21 protein-coding genes are annotated in these 22850 nt (G+C 71.5%); 9 read left to right on the top strand and 12 right to left on the bottom strand.

What is annotated here, in order from left to right; all coding sequences use genetic code 11:
• Nucleotides 1–114: 114 nt before the first annotated feature.
• On the top strand, nucleotides 115–1485 hold the full coding sequence (locus CU254_RS25590) for an MFS transporter (protein ID WP_009080721.1): 1371 nt from the start codon (nucleotides 115–117) through the stop codon (nucleotides 1483–1485).
• A 200-nt stretch (nucleotides 1486–1685) separates the two neighbouring features.
• Nucleotides 1686–2630, top strand: a complete 945-nt coding sequence (locus CU254_RS25585) for a hypothetical protein (protein WP_009080719.1) — start codon at nucleotides 1686–1688, stop codon at nucleotides 2628–2630.
• Between the two features lie 10 nt (nucleotides 2631–2640).
• Here CU254_RS25585 and CU254_RS25580 read toward each other — a convergent pair whose 3' ends face one another.
• The 4 genes from CU254_RS25580 to CU254_RS25565 all read right to left on the bottom strand — a co-directional run bounded on the left by CU254_RS25580 (nucleotide 2641) and on the right by CU254_RS25565 (nucleotide 6190).
• Complete coding sequence (locus tag CU254_RS25580) at nucleotides 2641–3609, bottom strand: ornithine cyclodeaminase family protein (protein WP_199841090.1); 969 nt, start codon at nucleotides 3607–3609, stop codon at nucleotides 2641–2643.
• 19 nt (nucleotides 3610–3628) lie between these two features.
• On the bottom strand, nucleotides 3629–5104 hold the full coding sequence (locus CU254_RS25575; RefSeq protein ID WP_009080715.1) for a sodium:solute symporter: 1476 nt from the start codon (nucleotides 5102–5104) through the stop codon (nucleotides 3629–3631).
• Nucleotides 5101–5325 carry a DUF3311 domain-containing protein gene (locus CU254_RS25570; RefSeq protein WP_037714803.1) on the bottom strand — a complete coding sequence of 75 codons (225 nt, stop codon included), beginning with the start codon at nucleotides 5323–5325 and terminating at the stop codon, nucleotides 5101–5103. The genes CU254_RS25575 and CU254_RS25570 overlap by 4 nt, the downstream gene beginning before the upstream one ends.
• A 256-nt stretch (nucleotides 5326–5581) precedes the next feature.
• Nucleotides 5582–6190 (bottom strand): TetR/AcrR family transcriptional regulator, encoded by a 609-nt coding sequence (locus tag CU254_RS25565; RefSeq protein WP_009080711.1) that lies wholly within the window; start codon nucleotides 6188–6190, stop codon nucleotides 5582–5584.
• A gap of 80 nt (nucleotides 6191–6270) precedes the next feature.
• On the opposite strand from CU254_RS25565, the gene CU254_RS25560 reads away from it, so the two are divergent.
• Nucleotides 6271–7212: an NADP-dependent oxidoreductase gene (locus tag CU254_RS25560; RefSeq protein ID WP_009080708.1), complete on the top strand. Its 942-nt coding sequence runs from the start codon at nucleotides 6271–6273 to the stop codon at nucleotides 7210–7212.
• On the opposite strand, the gene CU254_RS25555 is transcribed toward CU254_RS25560, so the two are convergent.
• From CU254_RS25555 to CU254_RS25540, 4 genes are read right to left on the bottom strand one after another with little or no spacing between them, the layout of a single operon-like run.
• Nucleotides 7209–7649, bottom strand: a complete 441-nt coding sequence (locus CU254_RS25555; protein WP_009080707.1) for a nuclear transport factor 2 family protein — start codon at nucleotides 7647–7649, stop codon at nucleotides 7209–7211. The two genes, CU254_RS25560 and CU254_RS25555, sit on opposite strands and share 4 nt — an antisense overlap.
• A 16-nt stretch (nucleotides 7650–7665) precedes the next feature.
• Nucleotides 7666–9408 (bottom strand): FAD-dependent monooxygenase, encoded by a 1743-nt coding sequence (locus tag CU254_RS25550; protein WP_037714801.1) that lies wholly within the window; start codon nucleotides 9406–9408, stop codon nucleotides 7666–7668.
• A gap of 57 nt (nucleotides 9409–9465) precedes the next feature.
• Nucleotides 9466–10389 carry a VOC family protein gene (locus CU254_RS25545; protein WP_009080702.1) on the bottom strand — a complete coding sequence of 308 codons (924 nt, stop codon included), beginning with the start codon at nucleotides 10387–10389 and terminating at the stop codon, nucleotides 9466–9468.
• 16 nt (nucleotides 10390–10405) lie between these two features.
• Nucleotides 10406–11257: a fumarylacetoacetate hydrolase family protein gene (locus CU254_RS25540; RefSeq protein ID WP_037714799.1), complete on the bottom strand. Its 852-nt coding sequence runs from the start codon at nucleotides 11255–11257 to the stop codon at nucleotides 10406–10408.
• Between the two features lie 114 nt (nucleotides 11258–11371).
• Here CU254_RS25540 and CU254_RS25535 point away from each other — a divergent pair, with 114 nt between their 5' ends.
• Nucleotides 11372–12052 (top strand): GntR family transcriptional regulator, encoded by a 681-nt coding sequence (locus CU254_RS25535; RefSeq protein WP_037714797.1) that lies wholly within the window; start codon nucleotides 11372–11374, stop codon nucleotides 12050–12052.
• A gap of 44 nt (nucleotides 12053–12096) precedes the next feature.
• On the opposite strand, the gene CU254_RS25530 is transcribed toward CU254_RS25535, so the two are convergent.
• Complete coding sequence (locus CU254_RS25530; RefSeq protein WP_009080697.1) at nucleotides 12097–13101, bottom strand: FAD-binding oxidoreductase; 1005 nt, start codon at nucleotides 13099–13101, stop codon at nucleotides 12097–12099.
• Between the two features lies 1 nt (nucleotide 13102).
• Nucleotides 13103–14332: a cytochrome P450 gene (locus CU254_RS25525; protein ID WP_009080695.1), complete on the bottom strand. Its 1230-nt coding sequence runs from the start codon at nucleotides 14330–14332 to the stop codon at nucleotides 13103–13105.
• 135 nt (nucleotides 14333–14467) lie between these two features.
• Between CU254_RS25525 and CU254_RS25520 the strand changes: the two genes are divergently transcribed.
• Complete coding sequence (locus CU254_RS25520; protein ID WP_009080693.1) at nucleotides 14468–15397, top strand: AraC family transcriptional regulator; 930 nt, start codon at nucleotides 14468–14470, stop codon at nucleotides 15395–15397.
• A 45-nt stretch (nucleotides 15398–15442) separates the two neighbouring features.
• On the opposite strand, the gene CU254_RS25515 is transcribed toward CU254_RS25520, so the two are convergent.
• Nucleotides 15443–15781, bottom strand: a complete 339-nt coding sequence (locus CU254_RS25515) for a hypothetical protein (RefSeq protein WP_009080691.1) — start codon at nucleotides 15779–15781, stop codon at nucleotides 15443–15445.
• Between the two features lie 191 nt (nucleotides 15782–15972).
• On the opposite strand from CU254_RS25515, the gene CU254_RS25510 reads away from it, so the two are divergent.
• The 4 genes from CU254_RS25510 (at nucleotide 15973) to CU254_RS25495 (ending at nucleotide 22057) form a co-directional block, all read left to right on the top strand.
• Nucleotides 15973–16836, top strand: a complete 864-nt coding sequence (locus CU254_RS25510; protein WP_009080689.1) for an alpha/beta fold hydrolase — start codon at nucleotides 15973–15975, stop codon at nucleotides 16834–16836.
• Nucleotides 16837–16904: 68 nt separating this feature from the next.
• Nucleotides 16905–17180, top strand: a complete 276-nt coding sequence (locus CU254_RS25505) for a hypothetical protein (protein WP_037714794.1) — start codon at nucleotides 16905–16907, stop codon at nucleotides 17178–17180.
• A gap of 15 nt (nucleotides 17181–17195) precedes the next feature.
• Nucleotides 17196–17471 (top strand): hypothetical protein, encoded by a 276-nt coding sequence (locus CU254_RS25500; protein ID WP_009080687.1) that lies wholly within the window; start codon nucleotides 17196–17198, stop codon nucleotides 17469–17471.
• A gap of 71 nt (nucleotides 17472–17542) precedes the next feature.
• Entirely contained in the window at nucleotides 17543–22057 is a 4515-nt protein-coding gene (locus tag CU254_RS25495) for a cation-translocating P-type ATPase (RefSeq protein WP_234392742.1), read from the top strand.
• A gap of 27 nt (nucleotides 22058–22084) precedes the next feature.
• On the opposite strand, the gene CU254_RS25490 is transcribed toward CU254_RS25495, so the two are convergent.
• Nucleotides 22085–22837 (bottom strand): HD domain-containing protein, encoded by a 753-nt coding sequence (locus CU254_RS25490; protein ID WP_009080684.1) that lies wholly within the window; start codon nucleotides 22835–22837, stop codon nucleotides 22085–22087.
• Nucleotides 22838–22850: the final 13 nt, after the last annotated feature.

Genomic DNA, 22850 nt, shown 5'->3' with positions numbered 1-22850 from the left:
CGAAGGGCTTGACACGCCCGCGGCGGCTAACTCACTATCCGGTACATAAACCAGCCGGGACCTTCCGGCCGGACGGACCCGTCGACCGCCGCCGCGGTCATCAAGGAGGCTGACGTGGACGACGCTGTCCCGCGCCAGGAGCACGATCCCGCATCGCCGGACGCCGCCCGCCGCACCCCGCGCCAGGCCGCCGTGTCGTCGTGGATCGGCAGCGCGCTCGAGTACTACGACTTCTTCATCTACGGCACCGCCGCGGCGCTGATCTTCCCGAAGGTCTTCTTCCCGGCGGGCAACGCCGCGACCGCGACCATCGCCTCGCTCGCCACCTTCGGGGTCGCCTACGTCGCGCGTCCCGTCGGTTCGTTCATCCTCGGGCATCTCGGCGACACGCTGGGCCGCAAGCGCGTGCTGCTGCTGACGCTGCTCGGCATGGGCGCCGCAACCTTCCTGATCGGCGTGCTGCCCGGGTACGGTACGATCGGGGTCGCCGCGCCGATCCTGCTGGTCGCGCTGCGGCTCGTGCAGGGGCTCGCGGTCGCCGGAGAACAGTCCAGCGCCGGGTCCGCCACGCTGGAGCACGCGCCGCCCGGACGGCGCGCCTATTTCACGAGTTTCACCTTGGCGGGCACGCAGTTCGGCCTGATCCTGGCGACCGCGGTGTTCCTCCCGCTGTCCTCGATGCCGACCTCCGCGCTGCTGTCCTGGGGCTGGCGGATCCCGTTCCTGCTCAGCGCCCTGGTCACGGTCGCCGGCTGGTGGATCCGGCGGTCGCTGCAGGAAAGCCCGGAGTTCTCCGCCGCGCGCGAGCAGAACGCCGTCCCCAAGGCCCCGCTTCTGGTGCTCCTGCGGCACCACACCCCGGACGTGCTCAAGATCGTGGTGAGCGCGCTGATTTCGGTCACCAGCACGATCGTCAGCATCTACTCGCTCACCTACGGGGTGTCGACGATCGGCCTGCCCCGCAGCGCGATGCTGTGGATGATCATGCTGAGCAACGTGGTCGCGCTGGCGGCCATTCCGTTGTGGGGCAAGGCAGGCGACCGCTTCGGCCGCAAGCCGGTCTTCGCCGTCGCCGCGCTGGGCGTCGCGGTGCTGATCTGGCCGTTCATCTGGGCGGTCAGCCAGGCGAACATCGCGCTGGTGTTCGTGCTCGGGATCCTGCTGTCGGGCGTCGTGTACAGCGCCTACGGCGGGGTCGGCTACGCGCTGTGGACCGAGCAGTTCGGCACCAAGGTGCGGATGTCCGGGGTCGCCGTCGGCACGCAACTGGGCTTCGCGCTCGGCGGTTTCGCCCCGACCATCGCCGCCGCGCTCGCCGGAGCCGACCTGAAGAACTGGCTGCCGGTCGCCGGACTGACCGCCGGAGCAGCGGTGGCGGCGGGGCTCGCGGTGCTGACGATGCGCGAGACCTACCGGGTGCCGTTGGCAGAGCTGGGGAAGCGGGCGCCGCGCGAGGTGGGGGAGAGCAGCACCGTGGCTGCGTGACGCGTTCGAGAGGAAGGGCGAGGAGTCTCCGCAGGAAGACTCCTCGCCCTTCGCGCACTCGCAGCTCGCCATCACCCGCGGTTGAACGCCCAGCTCGAACGGCCATTTCGGACGGCGAAGCAACGGACTCCGCCCTGTCTCGTCCTAAAAGACATGCGGATCATGGCGGAGCAGGTATCGAACGCGCCGGCGGGTGCGGCATGAGAAGCGCCGAGGCTCGATACCGCGCGCTGGTGCGCGTGCTTCCGGCGTGGTACCGCGCCGAACGCGGCGACGAGATGGTCGGCACCCTGCTCGACCTGCACGAAGAGCGGGACCGCGCGGCGCTCTGGGGTGAACTGCGGGCGTTGCTGGCACTGGGCCTGCGCACCCGGCTGGCGGCCCGGGCGGCCCCCGCGCGCACGGTCGCCTTCGGGGATCTCGTGCGGCACGTTTCGCTGCTCGGCCTGCTCTGGGGCGTGCTCAGATCCGCCTGCGACGTGGGTTACACGCTCTGGATGCTGGTCGCCTTTTCCGGCCCGTACCCCGGCGCCTTCCACTCGGCGCTGGTGTCCGGCCTGAGCCGGGACCTGGTCCTGCTGGCAGTCGCGCTGATCCCGCTCGTGCTGCTGGTGGACGGGTGGCGGCGGACGGCGCGGATCGCCGCCGGGGCGATCCTGGCGGCGGGCGCGCTCTGGTTCCTGGTCCGGCATTCGTTCGATCCCGGCGCGGCCGGGTACTTCGCTCCGCAATGGCTCCCGCTGGTACTCGTGCTGGCGGGCTTCCACGTCGACGCCCCTTCGCCGCCATCGCGACCGTGGTGGCGGATCATCGGCGGCAGCCTCGTGCTCGCTCCCGTGCTCGCGCTCAGGTTCGGCCTGCCGGGCGATCTCGGCTGGTTCGCCGGGCTGTCTCCGCTCGTCTGGCTGTGCGCGCTCGCCGGAGCCGGATATCTGCTGGTCCGGCCCCGCACCGGGCCGCGTCCGGCGTGGACGCTCGCGCTGGCCGTGGGCATCGGGCTGGCGGTCACTCATTATGTGGTGCGGAAAAACGGGATCCTTCCGTTCGACGTCGTTGTGCTCGCGCAGGTCTGCTGTGCCGGGGCGATCGTCGTGGCGCTGGCTGTCGTCGGGATTCGCGATTACCGCCGAGCGGTCGCGAATTAGCGCTCCGAAATCACCGGTCCAGCGCGATTTCGACGCCCAGTCCCTTGGCCGCGACGTGCCTCAGCACCAGCGCCGCCGTCGCGATGTCCTGCACTGCCACGCCGACCGAGTTGAACAGGGTGATCTCGGTTCTTCCGGTGCGCCCGGGGCAGACCCCGGCGAGCACCTCGCCCAGTTCGGTTTCGAGCTGCTGCTCGCTGATCGCCCCCTCGCGCAGCGCGGTGATCGCGGCACCCGATTCGGTCAGCGCGGTATGCCTGCTGTCCACGACGACGCGAGCGCGGCGCAGGCATTCCGCGTCGATTTCGCGGTGGTGCGGGCGGGGCGGCGCGCCGACCACGTTCAGGTGCTGGCCCGGCCGCAGCCACGCTCCCCGGACGATCGGGTCCACCGCCGGGGTGAGCGTGCACACCACGTCGGCGGCTTGAACCGCTTCGACAGGCGTCTCGGCCACGCAGATTTCGCGACCGGAACCGGCCATCTCGTCCCGGAACGCTTGTGCGGTCGCGGGATCGCGGCTCCAGACCACCACCGTCCGGATCGGACGGACGACCGCGATGGCTTCCAGGTGCGCGCGGGCCAGCGCCCCGGCTCCGATCAGGCCGAGCACTGAACTGTCCGGATTGGACAGTGCCCGGGTCGCTACCGCGGAGGCGGCCGCCGTGCGGAAGCGGGTGAGCACCGCGCCGTCCAGCAGGGCTTCCGGGCGGCCGGTCGCGGTGTCGACCAGGATGATCGACGACTGCTGGCGCGGCCTGCCGGACTCCGGGTTGCCCGGCAGGTCGGCCAGCAGCTTGACGCCCCCGGCGCCGTCCACGGTGGCCGTCATCGGCACGAGGAGACCGTCGTTGCCGGGAATCGGCGCGCAGGCGCGACCGGGCTGGGTGGCCCCGCCGAGCACCAATTGCCGATGCGCGTGCTCGACGGCCTCGATCACCTCGCGCAGGTCGAGGACCGCCTCGACGTCCGAACGCGTCACGATGCGCACGATGTCCGCCTCACCGTTCTCCGGTCGCCGCGGCGCTCGCGGGCTGGACCGGTTTCCTGGCCGGGGAAAGGATTTCGCGAGCGCGGCGCACGATCGGGATCTCGTGGTCGACCGGTTTGCCCGCGTACAGCGCGGACAGGCCCGCCGCGACGGCGGCGTTCACCGCGGCCGCGATCAGCCCGCTGTTGACCACCCCGCCGACCGGAGCGTGGCTGAAGAACAGGAACGCGACGGTGGCGCAGCCCGCGACCAGCCCGGCGGCCAGCGGGACTGCCCGCAGCTTCCGGAAGAACAGGACGCCGAGCCAGGCCGGGACCAGTTGCGCGGTCAGCGACAGCGCGAGGTTGAGGAACGTCAGCATGATCGAGGACGCGAACGTGGTCAGCGCCGCGGTGCCGACCAGGAACGCCGCCATGATCGGCTTGAGCCTGCGCTGCGCGGCCGGTTGCGCGCGCTTCGGCAGGATGTTGCGCGTGAGCACGCCGCTGAACATCAGCGCGTTGCCCGCCAGCACCAGCACCCCGGCCAGCCCGGCTCCCGCCGCGACCAGGCCCACGACCCAGTCCGGCGCGAGTTCGCGGGTCACCTCGAGAAAGACCGAATCGGCGTTGTGCAGGCCGGGTTTCGTCCGCAGCCCGTAGTAGGCGGCGAACACCAGCAGCGGGTACATCAGCATGTACAGCGGCATCCAGATCACGGACTTCTTGACCCCGGCCTCGGACCGCGCGGAGAACAGGAACTGCGCGGGCAGCGTGAGGTAGAACTGCAGGGACTGCAGGAAAATCGTGGTCATCGCGAAGACCAGGCCGGTGCCGCTGACCGTGGCCAGACTCGGCGTCGTCTCGACGACGGCGAAGACGCCCGGGACGCCCTTCGCCGCGATCACCGCCGCGAGACCGGCGAGCACGATGCCCAGCAGCATGAAGACGTCCTTGACGATCGCCACGAACGCGGTCGAGCGCATGCCCGACGCGGCGACGTAGACGAACGCGATGACCCCGGCCCCGACGATCGCCTCGAACCGGGTGACCGGGACGCCCAGTCCGGAAAGGACGGTCTGCAGCCCGATGAACTGGAAGATCGCCCACGGCACCAGCGCCAGCACGAACGACACCGCGGTGAGCCGTTCCAGCAGCCGGTTGCGGTAGTGGCCGTACATCACGTCGGCGACGGTGACCGCGTCGTACGCCTTGCCCGCGCGCCACACCAGCGGGGCCAGGAAATAGCCGAGGACGTAGCCCGCCAGGATGTAGCCGATGAACCAGATCCCGTAGGACGCGCCCTTGGCGTAGATGCCGCCGGGGAAGCCGAGCATGGTGCCGATGCTGTAGATCTCGCCCACGGCGAGGAAGAAGATCAGGCGGCTCGGCAGCGACCGGCCGGCGACCAGCGTGGCGACGGCGCCCTTGCCCGTTCCGCCTCGGCGGGCGGCCAGCGCCACCCCGATCGACAACGCGACGACGACAGCGAATACGGCCGCGATCATTCTTCCCCGCCTTCCACTCGCCGGTACTGCGCGCGGTCGAAGAAGCGCCACGACGCCCACAGGCACAGCGTCGTCAGCGGGAGCCAGGCGAACAGCCACGCGAACACCAGTGGTATGCCGAATACGGTGACCGTGCTCTGGCTGCAGAGCGGCACGCCGACGAAAATCGCCACGCCGGGCAGGCCGAGTGCGAGCACGAGGGACCAGCGACTTCCGATCATGCGACCTCCTGAAGCCGGGGACGGCTCCACCGGGGCGACCGCGGCCGGACCGGTGCTCCCGGCTCGGGCGGCGGTGCCCTGGCGGTAATTTGGTATACCAGAAGACGGTAGGAGGGCGCAGGGCGTTGCGACAGGTCCAGTTGTGAGCTGGATCTCAGTGCCAGTTGTGCTCGCGTCGAGGTCTGCCGGCCGGAGGCTGCGGTGCGGTTCGCGGATTCCGGGGCGACGGACCCGTGGCCGATCTCGTCGCCGCGGGTCAGCGCGAAGGGGGTTCGGCCGGGCGGCTGCTCGTTCCGCCGCGGGCGGACGGCCGGAGCCCGTCCATCAGCAGGTCCAGGAGGCGGCCCGCCAGCGCTTGGTGCTCTGCGGAACCGGCCACGGTGAAGATGCCGATGAGGGCGGCGGCGATGTCCTCGGCGGGGACGTCCGCGCGGAGTTCGCCGCTCGTGCGACCGGCTTCGAGGAGGCCGTCGATGGCCGAGAGCAGTTCGGTCCGGGTGTGGGCGTGGGCGATCTCTCCGGATTCGACCATGGCCAGCAGCGTGTCGAGCATGCCGTTCTTGGTCGCGATCCAGTCTCCGAACAGGTCCATCCAGCGGCGCAGCGCGGCGGCCGGGCCGAGGCGGGCGAGGAGGTCCCGGGCGCCGGTGGTGAGGCGCGAGACCTGGTCCTGGTAGACCGCGTCGACCAGGGACTCCCGGGTGGGGAAGTGCCGGTAGAGGGTGGCGATGCCGACTCCGGCCTCGGCGGCGATCGCGCGCATGGACGGCTCGGTCGCGGCCGAGGCGAACATCCGCGTCGCCACGTCCAGCAGGTGCTGCCGGTTGCGGGTCGCGTCTGCGCGCGGGGTCTTCGCGGCGGCCAAAACGGATCACGCTCCACTTGTGCTAGCTTCGAGAGAGGATAAACGGAGCATAGTCCGTTTGCGACTCTTCCAGGAGTGACATGAGCGGGAAAGAAACGAGCCGGGCGGTGCGGTTCGAGGCGTTCGGCGGGCCGGAGGCCTTGCGCGTCCGCGAGGTGCCGGCGCCGCAGGCCGGTCCGGGGCAGCTTCGCGTGCGGGTGGCCGCGGCGGGGCTGAATCCGATGGACTGGTTCATGACCTCGGACGCGGAGACGGCCGCGCGGTTCGGGCTGAGCCTGCCGTGCGGGTTCGGCACCGACTACGCCGGGACCGTCGACCAGGTCGGCGACGGAGTGACCGAGTTCGCGGTCGGAGACCGGGTGTTCGGCGGGGCGCTGTCGCGGGCGGTCGCCGACTACGTCGTGGTGGACGTGGCGGGGACAATCGCGGGGGGCGGCGACGCGCACCGGACCCCGGACGGCCTCGACGACCGCACGGCGGCGACCCTTCCGATCGCGGGCTGCACGGCGGCCGCGGCGTTGGCGGTGGTCGACCCGGGGCCGGGCGACACGGTGCTGATCGGTGGCGCGGGCGGCGGGGTCGGCGTGTTCGCTGTCCAGCTGGCCCGGCTCGCGGGCGCGCGAGTGATCGGGACGGGGTCGGCGAGCTCGGCCGAGGCCCTGCGCGCGTTGGGGGCGGAACCGGTCGCGTATGGCGAGGGCCTGGTCGACCGGGTCCGCGCGCTGGCTCCCGCCGGGGTCACCGCGGCCATGGACCTGCACGGGACGGAGACCGCGCACGCGGCGCGCGAACTCGGCGTGCCGGACGGCCGCATCACCACGATCGCCGGCCAGATCGACGGGATCACCCCGGCGAACGGAGCCAACGCGGCCCCGGGTTCGCTGGAGGAGATCGCCGGGCTGGTCGCGGCGGGACGGCTGCGGGTGCCGATCGCCGCGACCTTTCCGGTCGAGGAGATCCGGGCGGCGGTCGAGCTTCAGTCGGGGCGGCATGTGCACGGGAAGGTGGTCATCGACCTTTAGGCGGCCGGGGTGTCCCGCAGCCACGGGTAACGGCCGGCGTCCGCGTCGCCGTAGTCCGGGTCGAGGTAGATGTGCAGGCGCTGGATCCGGCCGTCGCGGATTTCGAACACGTTGCAGAAGCGGCCGCCCAAGCCTTCGGTCGCTCGCCATGGGGTGCCGTCGGCGAGGACGCCGTGGGTGATGCCTTCGACGACGACGTAATCGCCTTGCTGGACATAGTTGAAGTACGGCACCTCGTGCACGATCGAGGAGAACAGCACGAAGATGTCCGCGAACAGCTGCTTGATTTCGGCGATGCCGCGCGCGGGCCGGTGCTTCGGGAAGTAGACGTAGGCGTGGTCGGCGAAGAGGCCGAGGAAGTCCTCTCCCGCGTCCATCTGCTTGAAATACGTTTCGGCGATCGCCTTGCGGTCGACGGTGACTTCGTTGTGCACCATGGCATTCCCTTCGGAGTTATCGAGCCAGCACCTGGCGGAGGACGTCGCGCAGCGTCGCGGCGGGATCGGCGGCGAGATCGGCGCTGCGCCAGGCGATGTGGTGATCCGGGCGGACGAGCAGGCAACCGCGTTCGCTGATTTCGCGGACGCGTTCCCACTCGCCGAGCGGGTCGAGGTAGTCGCAGCCGAGGCCGATCTGCCGGACGGCCAGTTCGATCCCGAACTCGGTGGCGAGCTTGCCCGCCGCGTCCAGCCAGTCCTGTCCGCCGATGCCGGTGAGCACGGTGAACCGGCCGTGGCCGGTGATGTCCACAGTGGACACTGGAGTTCCGGCGTGTTCCAGCCACGCGTGCGGCAGCCGGGCGCCGGGATGGGTGGTGGCCTCGTAGTACAGCTCCGGGTCGCGGGCGGGGGCCGGCCAGGGCGTTCCGTCGGACGCGACCGCGGCCGAGGCGTAGCGCTGACCGAGTTCGACGCCGTGCGCGTTGAACTGGTAGTTCTGCAGTTCGACCGCTCGGCGCAGTTCGGCGCGGCGGGCCTGGCCTTCGGGCGTGTCCGCGGCGAGCCCGGCGAGGCTGCGCCAGCCCGCCTCGGCGCTCTGGCCGGGACGGAAGCCGAACGCCTGCGAAATCGGCCGCATGTTCTCGACGCTGCGCATCGCGCGGTCGACCACCTGCTTGCCGACCGGCTGCCGTTCCGCGTCGTAGGTGTCCAGCAGCGCTTCCCCGGCCTCGCCGCGGAGCACGGACGCGAGCTTCCACGCCAGGTTGAACGCGTCCTGCACCGAGGTGTTCGTGCCGAGCCCGTTCGCGGGCGGATGCCGGTGCGCGGCGTCCCCTGCGAGGAAAACCCGGCCGCGCCGGTAGGAACGGGCGACCAGGTGGTTGATCTGCCATTCGCTGACGGCCTTGATCCGGACCTCGACGTCCGGGTCGCCGATGATGGTCGACGCCCGTTCGCGAACCGCGGCGGGGGAGAGGTCGGGCTCGCCGTCGGCCGGGTCGTACATGAAGAGCATGACCCATTCGGTCCACGGTGTGACGCAGATGAACGTGCCCGAACCGACCCAATAATCGTTGCCCGGCTGGCACATCCAGTACAGCGTTCCCGGGCGGTGCGCGGTGTAGCGGGTGAGATCGGCTTCCAGCCACACGTTCGCGGCCCGTCCGAGCCCGGACTCGCCGTCGAACTCGAAGCCGAGCTGGCCGGCCACCGTGCTGCGGCCGCCGTCCGCGGCGATCACGTATCGCGCGACGATTTCTTGCTCGGCACCGGTTTCCCGGTCGACGACCACCGCGTGGACGGCTTCCGGCGTCTGCGAGATGCGTACGAGTTCGGTCGAGAACCGGAGGTCGGCGCCGTGCCGCTCGGCTCCGTCGCGCAGCACCGGTTCGAGGATGTGCTGCGGGATGTTGCACATCGCGCTGGGGCTGGCGGCGACGTAGTCAGCGTGCCGCGCGGTGCCGCTGCCCCAGGTTTTGAGCCGCGCCAGTTCCTGTCCGGCGAAGCTGGTCGCCCAGACGTTGTCGCCCATCAACGCGTTGGGCACCGCGACTTTCCGGACGGCGTCCTCGAGACCGAGGTCGCGGAAGACTTCCATGGTGCGCTGGTTGGTGATGTGGGCTCGCGGGGAATGCGCGGTGCCCGGGTATTTCGTGATCGTGACGGCGCGGACGCCCTGCGCGGCGAGCAGAGCGGACGCGGTCAGGCCGGCGGGACCGGCCCCGACGACGAGTACATCGGTTTCGCAAGCGGGCATGACGGATCGACCTCCTGGGGCGCGCCCAGTCAGCGGGAAGGAAGGGAGACGGCCGGGTCAGCCGGCCTGGTGCGCGCCGGTCATCAGCGCGGCGAGATCCTCGGGGTGCAGGAACGACGGCGGGGGCGGCGGGCCCCAGCTGAACAGGCCCTTGGCGCCTTCCAGCGTCTCCGGCGTCCAGAGCTGGTCGTCGAGGATGCTGTCCATGTCGGAGTAGTACTCGGAGAAGTTCCCGGCCGGATCCTTGAGGTACCAGAAGAAATTCGACCCGGCGTGGTGCCGTCCGAGGCCCCACACGTGCCGTTCCGGATGGTCCTCGAGCATCGCGGTCGCGCCGCGTCCGACCTCGTCGACGTCCTCGACCTGCCACGACGTGTGGTGCAGGAAGGCGACCGGCGCGGCGAGCGCGAGGACGTTGTGGTGGTCGGTGGAGCAGCGCAGGAAAGCGCCGTGCCCCTTGATCGCGTCGCTGGTCTTGAAACCCAGCCCGGCGGTGAAGAACTGGATGGTGCGCTCGTGGTCGGGGGAGCCGACGACGACGTGGCCGAGCTTGCGCGGACGCACCGGCCCGGTGCGCAGCACGCCGGGCGCCCGCGTGCTCGTGCGCTCCAGCCTGCCGGGGCCGTTGTACGGCGTGGGCGGTTCGGGATCCTGGTGCAGCCGTTCGGCGATCCGCACGACCACCTGGAACCCGGTGACCGGTTCGCGGGTGACCAGCGCGTCGCCGGCGATCTCCGCCGGAATGTCCAAAGAGGACAGCCGGCGGCGGATGCGGGCGAGGTCGTCCGGGTCGTCCGCGCCGACGCTGAGTTCCATCAGCTGCCGTCGCGGCGCGTGGACGATCTTCAGCTGACGGCCGCCGTCGCGGGTGCGGAACCAGCCGTCGGCGTCCTCGGCGAGCCCGAAGTCCCGGTAGTAGCGGGCGGTCGCGGCGACGTCGGGCACGCCGACGACGAGCGAGTTCAACCGGTGCAATGCCATTGTCCAGCCCTTTCCGCTAAGCGGCGACCATCCGCTGCCGCAGTTCGCCGATGCCGTGGACGTAGCTGACGAGCTGGTCGCCCGCCTGGAGCCAGCGCTGCGGCGTGCGGCCCATGCCGACGCCGGACGGCGTGCCGGTGAAGACGACGTCGCCGGGCAGGAGCGGGGTCACCGCGGACAGCCGGGCGATCAGCGCGGGCACCGGGAACACCATCTGCGAGGTGCGGCCCTTCTGCACCTGCTCGCCGTTGACGAGGGCGCCGAGTTCGAGGTCGTCGCGATCGGGCAGTTCGTCCGGCGACACGACCACCGGGCCGAGCGGGCCGAAACCCGGGTAGGACTTGGCGAGACTGAACTGCGGGGCGGGACCGGCCAGTTGCAGCCGCCGTTCGGAGATGTCCTGCCCGACGGTCAGCCCGGCGACGTAGTCCCAAGCCTCATCCTCGGCGACCCGGTCCGCGTGCTTGCCGACGACCGCGACGAGTTCGACCTCCCAGTCGACGTTCCCGCCCTCCGGGAGAACGACGTCGCCGTACGGGCCGGTGAGGCAGGTCGGGAATTTGGTGAACACCGGAGGGGTCTCGGGCACGGCGAACGACGATTCGGCCGCGTGGTCGGCGTAGTTGAGTCCGATCGCGAACACCTGGCGCGGCGCCGGGATCGGATTGCCCAGCTGGTCGTCGCGCACCGGCCGTTCGAGCGCGTGGCCTTCGCCGAGCGTCGCGGCGAACTCGGACAGTTCCGCCCAGCGCTCGTAGGCCTGCTGGACGTCCGGGCCGAACCGCCCGCCGCTGGCCTCGGCCGCGTCCACCGCCTTTCCCGGTGCGGTGACCAGGGCCAGTCGTCCGTCCACAGTGGCGACTTTCATGCGGGGCTCCTTCGCGTCCGGCTTCGGTGCCCTCCAGTTGTACTCGCCCAGATTCGATGAGGCAATAAACTTTCGAAAGTTGCTCTCGGATTCGTATCCGCTAGAGTGGGTGGCATGGCAGGGGACGTGACGCGCGCGGAGGGTGTCTACCAGCAGCTCCGGGCGGACATCCTGGGCGGCCGGATGGTCCCCGGGCAGCGGCTCAAGTTCCCCGAACTGTGCGAGCGGTACGCGACGAGCGTCGGCGCGGCCCGCGAGGCGCTCACCCGGCTGACCGCGGAGGGGCTGGTGAAGACCAGGCCGCACCTCGGGTACACGGTCACGCCGCTGTCGCACGAGGATCTCGCGGACCTGACCAAGGCGCGCCTGGAGATCGAATCGCTGGTGCTGCGGCTGTCGATCCTGGAGGGCGACGTGCAGTGGGAGGCCCGCGCGGTGGCCGCGCACCACCTGCTCGAACGGACCCCGTTCACCGACCCCGCCGACCCGGACCGCCCGGCCGACGCCTGGGTCGCCGCGCACGCGGATTTCCACCTGGCCCTGTTCGACGGTTGCCGCAATCGCCGGCTGGTCGCCACGGCGCGTGGTCTGCGCGAGGAGGCGGAGTTGTACCGGCAGTGGTCGGTTTCGTTCGGCCAGGAGGAGGATCGGGATCTTCCGGCGGAGCACAGGGCGATTCTCGAAGCGGCGCTGGCCCGTGACGCGGATTTGGCGGCGGAGCGGCTTCGGGACCATATCGCGCACACGGCGCAGCTGTTGATCAGCTGCGCCGAGGACGAGCCCAACCGGCCGTAGAACTGGTTGTCCCGCAAGGGATTCCGGACAGCCTTCGCTTCTGGTCAGACAGCGGCCGGGGTGAAGTTCTCCCGGTGGATCCGGCGCGGCGCCATCCGGCGGCGCTTGAACGCTTTCACCCCGGCCTCGACCATCGGCGGCGGTCCGCAGAGCCAGCCCGACCAGCCGCGGGCGCTGGGGACGTCTTCGAGGAACCGGTCGGTCGGGAAACCGGTGCGGTGCGTGCCGTCGGGCTCGTCGGACAGTACCGGGAGGAACGAGAATCCCGGGTAGCTGCCGGCGAGGTCGGCCATCAGGTCGAGGTCGTAGAGGTCGGCCGCCCCGCGGACTCCGTGGTACAGCAGCACTTTCCGGGCCGGGTCCCGGCGGAGCGCGGTGCGGGCGAGGCCGATCAGCGGGGCGAGGCCGGTCCCGCCGCCGATGAGCGCCATCGGGCCGCCGTCGTCCTCGTCGGGCGGGGGCAGGAAGAAGTCGCCGAGCGGGCCGGTGACCTGGACCTGGTCCCCGACGGCGAGTCCGGCGAAGATCCACTGTTCGGTCGCCGCTCCGCCGGGCACCAGGCGGACGTGCAGTTCCAGGACTTTGTCCTCGTCGGCGGTGTTGACCAGCGAGTACTGGCGGCGCACGCCGGCGCCGGGCACGGTCAGCTCGACGTATTGGCCCGCGTGGAACGCCAGCGGTTCCGGCAGGCCGAGCCGCAGCCGCCGGGTGTCGCGGGCGATGTCCCGGATTTCCCGGACGGTCGCGGCGAGGTCGCGCAGCGGGTGCGTGGCCCGGCCGCCGCCCGTGGTTTCGACGACGACGTCCGAGCGGAGCCGGGCCTGGCAGGCCAGCGCGAGGCCCGCCGCCCGCTCGTCCTCGGTCAGGGTGTCGGCGGGGGAGTCGCGGTGGTCGACGGCGCCGTCGACCACCCGCAGCTTGCAGGTGCCGCAGGTGCCCTGGTTGCAGGAGTTCGGCATCCAGACGCCGGCGCGGAGGAACGCGTCGAGCATCGGCTGGTCGTCCTCGCACAGCACTTCCCGGCCGCCGACGGTCGCGGTGAACGGCATGTCAAGCCTCCCAGGCGACGTGCAGCGACGTCGGGCCGCGGAAGCCCCAGCCCCAGAATTCGACGTCCGCGGAGGTGTCCCGTTCGAGGTTCGGGATCGACTCGAACAGCTCCTCCAGCGCGATCCGCATGACGTGGTTGGCGAAGTAGATCCCGGCGCAGGCGTGGTTCCCGGCGCCGAAAGCCAGGTGCGGCAGCGGCGGACGGTGCAGGTCGTAGCGGGTCGGGGCCTCGTAGACGCCGGTGTCGTGGTTGGCCGAGCCGTAGGACAGGATCACCGGCGTGCCCGCGGGCAGGTCGACCCCGGCGACGGTGACCGGTTTGGTCGAGATCCGCGCGGTGGCCGACCAGATCGGCGACGTCCACCGCATTCCCTCGGAGATCGCGCGGGGGATCAGCGCCGGGTCGTCCACCACCTGTTCGAGCTGGTCGGGTTCGCTGAACAGCCCCGCCAGCGTCGAGGCCATGCCGTGGCCGGGTTCCTGCATCGCGCCGAGCAGGTACACGTAGATGGTCGGGTAGATGTACTCGCGGTCGCGGGTCTTGCCCGGCGGCATCCCGTCGTGCAGCCAGTGCGAGATCGCGGTGTCGGCGGGTTCGGCGATCCACTGGTCGATCAGCGGGTCGACCGTCGCCTGGATCTCGGCCTTCGCCTCGTCGCCCTGGACGAACCCCTCCGGATTGGCGAACTCGCCGTCCTCGGTCATGGCCGCGTTGGTGAAGGACCGGCTCAGTTTCGCGAACCATTCGCGCAGTTTGTCCGAGCTGACGCCGTTCAGGCCGAGCAGATCGCCGAGCGAGCGGACGCTGACCGGTTCGCAGTACTGGGAGACGAGTTCCGCGCGGCCGTCGTTCTCGAACTTCTCGAGGTAGCCGCGGGCGATCGGGCGGACGAGGCCGTCGATCCACCGGTCGACCTCGACCGGCTGGAGGGCGGGTTCGACCATCGAGCGCAGGTCGGCGTGGATGTCGCCGTTGACCCCGATGATCGCCGGATGGCCGAAGGTGCGGCCGCCGGCCGGGGTGATGACGGCTTCGAAGTCGGGGCTGGCGGCGATCTCGCGGCAGATCTCCGCGGTCGTCGCGACGTGCGAGCCGAGCACCGGCACGTACGCCAGCGGGGCCTCGCGGCGCAGCCGTTCGTAGGGCTCGTACGGATTGCGCTCCAGCTGGGCCATGGTGATGTCGCCGATCCAGGAAAGGTCCGGGACGGTGGTGCTGTTCGTCGTCATTGACGCGGCCTCCTTCGTGCGGGTCGGGGAGAAGGTAGAGCCGCGCGGGCCGGGCCCACGACACGCGAAGCGCGGATCCGGTACGCATTGCGCGACGAATCCGGCGCGTCGCCGCTGATCAGCTAGCATGCGTCCATGTCCGCACGCCGGGGTGCGGCGCCGCGGGACTGGGAGCGAGTCTCGAAGTCGGTGGCCGACGCCTACTTTCCGCACCAGCTGACGCCGCTGCGCGCCGGCCGCGAACCGCGGCTGACCCTGCGGACGCTGGACCTCGGCCCGGTGCTGATCGGGTACGTCGGGTGGGGAGCCGACGTCGAGATCGCCTGCGACTACCCGTCCGCCTACGAGGTCAACCTGCCCCTGACCGGCCACCTCGCCAGCCGCGGCAGGCACGGCCCGGTGACGTCGGTGCCCGGGCAGGCGACGGTCTTCCGGGCCGACACCCCGTCGCTGATCACCCACTGGGACGCGACGTGCACGGTGCTGGGCGTCAAATTCGACCGGGACTGGCTGGACCGCGAGGCCGAGCGGGTCGTCGGCGCCGTCCGGGCGGCCGGCGCGCTCCCGGACCAGCTGCCGCTCGAACACGGCCCGGCGCGCGACTGGCGGCATCTCGTGGCCGGGCTTTCGTCGCAGATGCGCGACGGCGCGTTGTTCGTCGACCAGCCGATCGTCCGGGAACAGCTGGCCGGAGCGGTCGCGGCGGGGTTTCTGCTGGCTGGCTGCCCGGAACCGGGCCGCGTCCCGGCGCCGCGGCCGCGGGCGATCACGCGGGTGGCGGAGGCCGTCCGCGCCGACCCGGCCCGAGCCTGGACGGCGGCGGAGATGGCGGCGGTTGCCGGGACTACGGTCCGCCGGTTGCAGGAGAGTTTCCGGGAGTGGGTGGGGTGCACGCCCACCGAGCATCTCGTCGGGGTGCGGTTGCAGCATGCCCGGGCGGATCTTGAGGAACGCCCGGAATTGTCGGTGAGCGAGATCGCGGCGCGGTGGGGGTTTTCCAGCGCCAGCCGGTTTGCTGCGGCGTTTCGGAAGCGGTATGGGGAGTCGCCCTCGCGGGTTCGGTGAGTTCTCTGGCTCCGCGTGCGAGCGCGAGTTGCGAGGGCTGGTCGGTCAGGAAAGCCGTTTCTTTTTCCAGTAATCCGTGAGGCAAGCCGCGAAGGCACCGGTCAGTCCGATGGTCGCGTAGGAAATTGCTTCGTTGTCCGGGAAAATGATCTCCAGGACGACGCCCGCGACGAGCAGGGCGCCGAGGGCGGCTGCCTCGGACTTGTGCCCGCTCCTCTCCGTCCTCGGTCTTTCTTTCTCGTGATTCGCCTCAGCCGGACGGGTTCGACGCCGCTTCCGGCCGCAGAGCGCGGAGATGAAGGGCACGGCGAGGATGCCCAGCGAGAGCCCGATGATGATCGCGATGCCGATCGGCTCCGCGTAGGGCTCCAGCAACTGAAGCACGAATGCCCAGGCGACCCACCCGACCGCCAGGAGAAGAAACCGCGCTGAAGGGCCGCGCCCTCGGCGTCTCTCGGGGGGAACCACCGGTGCCGGATTGCCCTTTTTCCGTGCGCTCAAACCTTGATCCGCGCCCGCGGGCAGGCAGAGCCGCACAGCGCGCGAGCGACCCATGCCGGTGAGACAGTGGCCGGGTGTTCGACACTTTCTCGGAATGGGACATCCCCGTCCACGAATCAGTCGCCATCCACGGGCGCAGCGGGGGAGAAGGACCGCCCGTGGTGTTGTTGCACGGGCATCCTCGGACGCATACCACCTGGTACCGGGTGGCCCCGGCGCTTGCCCAGGCCGGGTTTGCGGTCGTGTGTCCCGACTTGCGCGGGTACGGCCGGTCGTCCAAACCCGAGCCCGACGAAAAGCACGAGGTCTACTGCGACCGCGCGATGGCAGCCGACGTCGTGGCGTTGATGCACCGCCTCGGCCACCGCCGATTCGCTGTCGTGGGCCACGATCGCGGCAGCTACGTCGCTTATCGGACCGCGCTGGACCATCCCGATTTCGTGTCTCGCCTAGGCGTCTTGGACAGCGTGCCGATCCTCGAAGCGCTCGAACGCGCGGGCGCCGAGTTCGCCACGGCGTGGTGGCACTGGTTTTTCCTCGGCGCCTCCCCGCACGCGGAGCGGGTGATCACGGCCGATCCCCTTGCCTGGTACCACCCGGACGAACAAGCCATGGGGCACGAGAACCACCGGGACCTGGTCCGCGCGGTCACGAATCCGGCCACGGTACGGGCGATGCTGGAGGATTACCGCGCGGGGCTGACCGTCGATAGGGCTCATGACGAGGCGGATCGGGCGGCTCGGCGGCGCATCGCCTGCCCGACTCTGGTCGCCTGGTCCGCGCGGGACGACATGGAGGAGCTTTACGGCGACCCGGTCGCGGTCTGGCGTTCCTGGGTCAGCGGCGAGCTGACCTCCGCCCGCATCGACTCCGGGCACCACATGGCCGAGGAAAATCCCGGCCAGCTCGCCGAAACGCTCGTCCGGTTCCTCGGCTGACTTCCGCCGTTCGGGTGTTTGCCGGGCTCGCCACCGGGTATCAGAGGGACCACGACAAGGAGGCGAGGATGCCGTCGCGCGCACGCAGCACCACGGGAACGAAAGCGGGTCAGGGTTCTCCCGGGCACGCCGGGAACGAACAGGAAGACAGGTCGGTGACGGTAGCCGGGGTGAAGGTTCCCGGCGACCTGCCCAAGCGCGCGCTGTGGTGGGGCGGCTTGGCGGCGCTGGCCGCGGTCGGAGTGCTCGAGTGGCCGGTCGCGGTCGTGGTGGGCGCGGGCAGCTACGTCGCCGAGAAGCTGTCCCGGGACGACGCTCGCCGGGATCTCGCGGCCGGGGACTAGAACCGGAGAAACACCATGTCTGACACCGCACGCAAGCCCGCCCCGCGCGGCCGCCGGGCCGCGGCGAAAGCGGCCGAGAACAATTCCCTTCAGGTGAGCCTGCCGCTCGTCGGAAAGGTTTCGCTGCCGCCGCCGCAGCAGCTCGCGTATTTCGGCGGCATCGGCGTGTTGACGGCGCTGCAGCTCATCGAATGGCCGGTCAGCGTTGCCTTGGCTGCCGGGCACGTCCTGGCGACCAGCAGCGGCGACAAATCCTTGCGTGCCTTCGGGGAAGCGCTCGAGGACGCCTGAGACCGGCCCGGCCAGCGCTGAGCGGGCAGCGGGTCGACGGGTGGAGAATGACGAGAAATATGACGGAGAATGTGTCTTCCTTGCTGTCGTGCGCCCTCCGGCTCCCGGCGGCGGGAGTGAACGCGGCGTTGTCGGTGCCCGAGCGGGTCGTCCGCGGAGCGAGCCAGGTCGCCGGCGTAGCCGCCGAAGCGGTCAACCTCGGCGCCGACGCGGTGGTCACCGGGGCGGGAGCCAGCGTCCGGGCCACGACGTGCGCGGCGCGGGTGCTGCGCGACGCCGTCGTCAGCGGGGCCGAGGGAACCGAAGCGGTGTGGCGGCACGGGCAGAAGCTCCACCTCGGCCTGCGGCCCGAACCCGGCGACGACGCGAGCCGGTTCGGGCGCGTGGTGCGCAAGCTGGTCCGCGAGGCGATGGCCCGGCCCGACGTGCTCGCCGCCTACTGGGACGCCGGGCTGTCCCGGATGGTGCTCACGATGGCGGAAGGCGCGGCCAGCGACCGGCTGGTGGCGGCCGTGACGGCTCGCGCGCGAAAGCACGGGCTTTCCGTTGGGGCACAAGACGAAGCGTCCGCCCATCCCGGCGATCTCCGCACGGTCCAGACGCAGGCGGCCGCGCTCGCGATCAGCGGCGCGGGACTGGCGATGGCGGCGGCCACCACGCCGTTGCGGCTGCGCCGGCCGCCGGAAGTGCTGTCCGCCGCGCTCACGGCGGTGCGGGAACATCCGGTGGCGCAGGAGTTCTTGCGCGCCAAGCTCGGCAGGCCCGCTGCCGAGCTGGCGGTCGCCACCGCGAACGCGGCGGTGCACGGCGTCGGGAAGTCCCCCGCGGACCTCGCGCTCGACGTGCTGCTGCGCGCCGGGCAACTGGCGGACGCGGTGGCGCAGGTCGTCGCGTTCGAACGGTCCTGCGACCGGCTGTGCGTGCCCGACCGCGACTGCCCGACAGTCCGTCCCGAGCGCAGGGCGGCCCCGCCGGATCCGGTCAGCGACTACGCCAAAACCGCGTTGACCGGCGGGATGATCGGCGCGGCGGGCACCGTGCTGTTCAAACGCGACCTCAGCCAGGCCAGCTCCGCGATCCTGGCCAGTTCTCCGAAGCCCGCTCGGTACGGATGGACCGCGTACGCCTCGGGCGCCGGCCTCGCCCTCGCGCGGGAGGGGGTGCTCGTCCGGAACCCGGACCGGCTCCGGCTGCTGCAGGCGGCCGACACCCTCGTGGTGCACAGCAACGCCTTGTGCGGCGACCAGCGCACGGTCTTCGAGGCCAACCCCACCGACACCGAGTGGGCGGAAGGCAGGTTGTGGCAAGCGGCCCTGCGGGCGGTGGAAGGCGAGGACAGCCCGGTGCGGCTGCGGCCGACGCCCGACGATCCCGAGGCCGGCACCGGGTTGATGATCGCCTCGGCCGACGGCGTGGACGTCGGTACCGTGCTTGTCGGATGGGTGCCCGATCCGCTGACCGAGAGCGTATTGGACGCGGCCGGGCAGGCTGGCCTGCGGATCGTGGTCGTCCAGAGCGGTTCCCCGGGCGTCGAGGCGGCCCTGGCCGACGAGGTCGTCACCGATCGGGCGATGGCCGACGTCGTGACCGGCTGCCAAGAGGACGGCCGCGTCGTGCTGACGCTGGCCCGCGTCCCGCCGAGCGCGGACGCGTCCGCTCGCAAGGAAGTGCTGGAGGGTCTGCTGCGCGGCGATCTCGCGGTCGCGGTGGCGCACGGATGCGACGCCGCGGTCTGGGCCGCCGACCTGTTGTCGATCAGCGGTCTCGCGGGAGTTTGGCGGTTGCTGCGCGCCGTCCGCGCGGCGCGTGCCGCGGGCGATCGGGCGACGACCTGCGCCGAGGCCGCCGCGGCTTTGTCCGGTCTGGTGGTCGCTACGGACGGGCAGCGGCAGTGGCGGCGCCTGCTGTCGCCGTTGGCACGGCTGAGCCCGGTCAACCTCGCTACTGGAGTCGCGCTCGCCTCCGGATGGCAGGCCGCCGTGGCGATGGCCGCGGAAACGGCTCCGGCGCCGCGGCCGCGCGTGGCCTGGCATGCGCTGCCGCTGGAGGAAGTGCGGCGCAGGCTGGCCTCGGACCCGCGACGCCGCCGAGCGCACCGCACCGGGCTGCCCGAACGCGCCCGGCACTTGGCCGCGGAAGCCGCCGAACTGCCCGGGACGGCACCGGTCGCGACCGGGCTTCGCCTGGCTGGCGCGATGCGCGGGGAGCTGAGCGATCCGCTGACCCCGGTGCTCGCCGTCGGAGCCGCCGCGTCGGCGATTCTCGGGTCCACTGTGGACGCATTGCTGGTGCTGGCCGCGATGGGGGCCAACGCGCTGGTCGGCGGGGTGCAGGGGCTGCGCGCGGAGCAGGCGCTGGCCGGCTTGGCGGCGACCCAGACCCAGCAGGCCCGCCGGCTGGCCTCGGCGGACGCGGAGCCGGAAGCGGTCGACGCCGCCGATCTGCGGCCCGGCGACCTCGTGGAACTGCTGGCGGGCGACGTCGTGCCCGCCGACGCGCGGCTGGTGCGGCTGCACGATCTCGAGGTCGACGAATCGGTGCTGACCGGGGAATCCCTGCCGGTGCCGAAACAAACGGCGGCGACCCCGGCGTCGGACATCGCCGACCGCCGGTGCATGGTGTTCGAAGGAACCACCGTGGTCGCGGGATCGGCCCGCGCGATCGTCGCGGACACCGGCGACCGCACCGAGGCCGGACGCGCCGTGGCGCTGGCGTCCCGCACCGCACCGGCCGCCGGGGTCCAGGCGAGGCTGCGGGAGCTGACCAGCGAGGCCCTGCCGCTCACTCTGGCCGGTGGAGTCGCCGTCACGGGGTTGTCGTTGCTGCGCGGGCGGACGGTGCGCGAAGCGGTCAGCGGCGGGGTCGCGGTGGCGGTCGCCGCGGTGCCGGAAGGACTTCCGCTGGTCGCCACGGTCGCGCAGATGGCTGCCGCGCGCCGGCTCAGCCGCCGGGGCGTGCTCGTCCGCTCCGCACGCACGCTGGAGGCGCTGGGCCGGATCGACACCGTTTGTTTCGACAAGACCGGCACGCTGACGACGAACGAACTGCGGGTCATCAAGGTCGCGACGGCGACCGGCGAGGTTCTCCCGCTGGAAGAGGCGGAACAGTCCGCCGCGGCGGCCCAGGTGCTGCGGACCGGAGCGGGCGCCTGTCCGTCCGAAGAGGACAGTGGACGGACCAAACACGCGCACGCGACCGATGCCGCGGTGCTCGCCGCGGCGCCGTCCGACCGGAAGTGGGAACAGGTCGCCGGTTTGCCGTTCGAGGCCAGCCGCGGTTATGCGGCCGCGGCTGGAGTCGAGGGCGAAACCGGTTGGCTGGTGGTCAAAGGAGCGCTGGAAGTGGTGCTCCCGTGCTGCCCGGACGCTCCGGCGGACGCCCTTTCCCGGGCCGAGACCTTGGCGGGCTCCGGCCTCCGCGTGCTCGCGGTGGCGCGGCGTCCCGTGCCCGCGGAGCAGTTGTCCGAGGCCGTCGACAAACCGTTGGCGGACTTGGAGTTCGTCGGCTTGCTCGCGTTGGCGGACAGTCCGCGGCCGAGCGCGGCGCCGATGGTGTCCGGGCTGCGCGCGGCGGGTGTGCAGCCGGTCGTGCTGACCGGCGACCACCCGCGTACCGCCTTGGCCGTCGCCGTCGCATTGGGCTGGCCGGAGGACACCGCGGTTGTGACCGGCCAGGAACTGGCGGCGCTCGACCGCGCTGGCCGGGCAGAGCTGCTGCGCGAGGCGGGGGTGGTAGCCCGGGTGGCTCCGGAGCAGAAGCTGCAAGTGGTCGAGGCGCTGCGCGCCGCGGGCCGGGTCGTGGCGATGGTCGGCGACGGCGCGAACGACGCGGCCGCCATCCGGGCCGCCGACGCGGGCATCGCGCTGGCCGCCCGCGGCTCTGCGGCCGCGCGCAACGCGGCCGACATCGTGCTGACCGACGGCGACCTGCGGGTGCTGACCGACACGGTCGACGAGGGACGAGCCCTGTGGCGCAGCGTCGCGGACGCCATCAGCATCCTGATCGGCGGCAATGCCGGCGAGGTGGGCTTCACCGTGCTGGGCACGCTGCTGTCCGGGGCCTCGCCGTTGTCCACCCGGCAGTTGCTGCTGGTCAACCTGCTGACCGACATGTTCCCGGCGATGGCCATCTCGGTCACCCCCAGCGCCGCGCCGGACGACGGCCAGGACGTGGGCACCGGGTCGCTCGGCGCGCCGCTCACCCGGCAGATCCGCGACCGGGGCATCGTCACCGCACTGGGAGCGACCACCGCCTGGCTCGCCGGCGCCTTCACGCCCGGCACCGCGCGCCGCACCAGCACGATGTCGTTGTGCGGCCTCGTCGGAGCCCAGCTGGTGCAGACCCTGTCCGGCCGCGCGCACAGTCCGCTGGTCCTGGCCACCAGCCTCGGCTCGGCGGCGGTGCTGTTCGGGGTGGTGCAGACGCCGGTCGTGAGCCACTTCTTCGGCTGCACCCCGCTCGGCCCGGTGGCGTGGGCGGGAGTCGGCGGCAGCATCGTGGTGGCGAAGTTCGCGCCGCCGATGCTGCCCGTGGTGGAGACGATCGTGTCCCGGGTCGCGCCGAAGCTGCCGAACGCGGCCCGCTGAGCCGTCCGGAGTGGACGGTCGGGTTGCTCAGTCTCCCCACGTGTTCGCGTCGAGGACCATGTCCCAGGTCGGATAGGGCACCTCGGGGTGGCGCTGGTGGAGGATCTCGCCGGGGAGCGTCATCGAGGGCGCCTTGCGGGGGTTCGCGAGGCTTTGGCCGACCATGACGTCGGTGAGGGCGCGGCACCCGCCGAGCCGGGGATAGCGCGCGTGCACGCGGTCGGCGAATCCGGGCGGAAGCTGCCCGGGACCGTCGGGGCCGGTGAGGTCGATGCCGATGCCGATCTGCGCGACGCCGATCTCGGCTGGGCGACGGCGCTGGAATACCGGCGATTCGTGCACGTGCTGGGTGGTGTGCAGGGCGATCGCGTCCCACACGGTGTCCACGCGGTGGTCGGTGACGCCGTGGCTTTCCAGGAACTGCGCGGCGAAATCGGCGCCCGCGATTTCGAACCGCTGGTCGGTTTTGACCTCCTCGGTCAGCCCCATGTCGTGGAGCACACAGATGAGGAACATCAGTTCGGAGTCGTAGTGTTCGTCCGGCCGCTTGCCCTGCCGCGCGGCGGCGGCCCGCGCGAACAGGAAACTGCGCAGACTGTGATTGCGCAGGAACGGTTGCTGCGCGCGAGTCACCAGCGTCTGCGCGCTGCGCGCCAGCCGGGTGGCGGGGAAGGGCAGATCGGCTGGGGCCGCACTCGCCGCCGGGGTGCTGAGCGCGATCGCGGCGGCACCGGCCGCGGCGCCGCCGAGCACGGTGCGGCGGGAAACGGAATCCGACATCTGGTGGTCTCCT

This window comes from Amycolatopsis sp. AA4 (assembly GCF_002796545.1).
GTDB lineage: Bacteria > Actinomycetota > Actinomycetes > Mycobacteriales > Pseudonocardiaceae > Amycolatopsis.
This window is presented reverse-complemented; position numbering and strand designations above follow the sequence as displayed.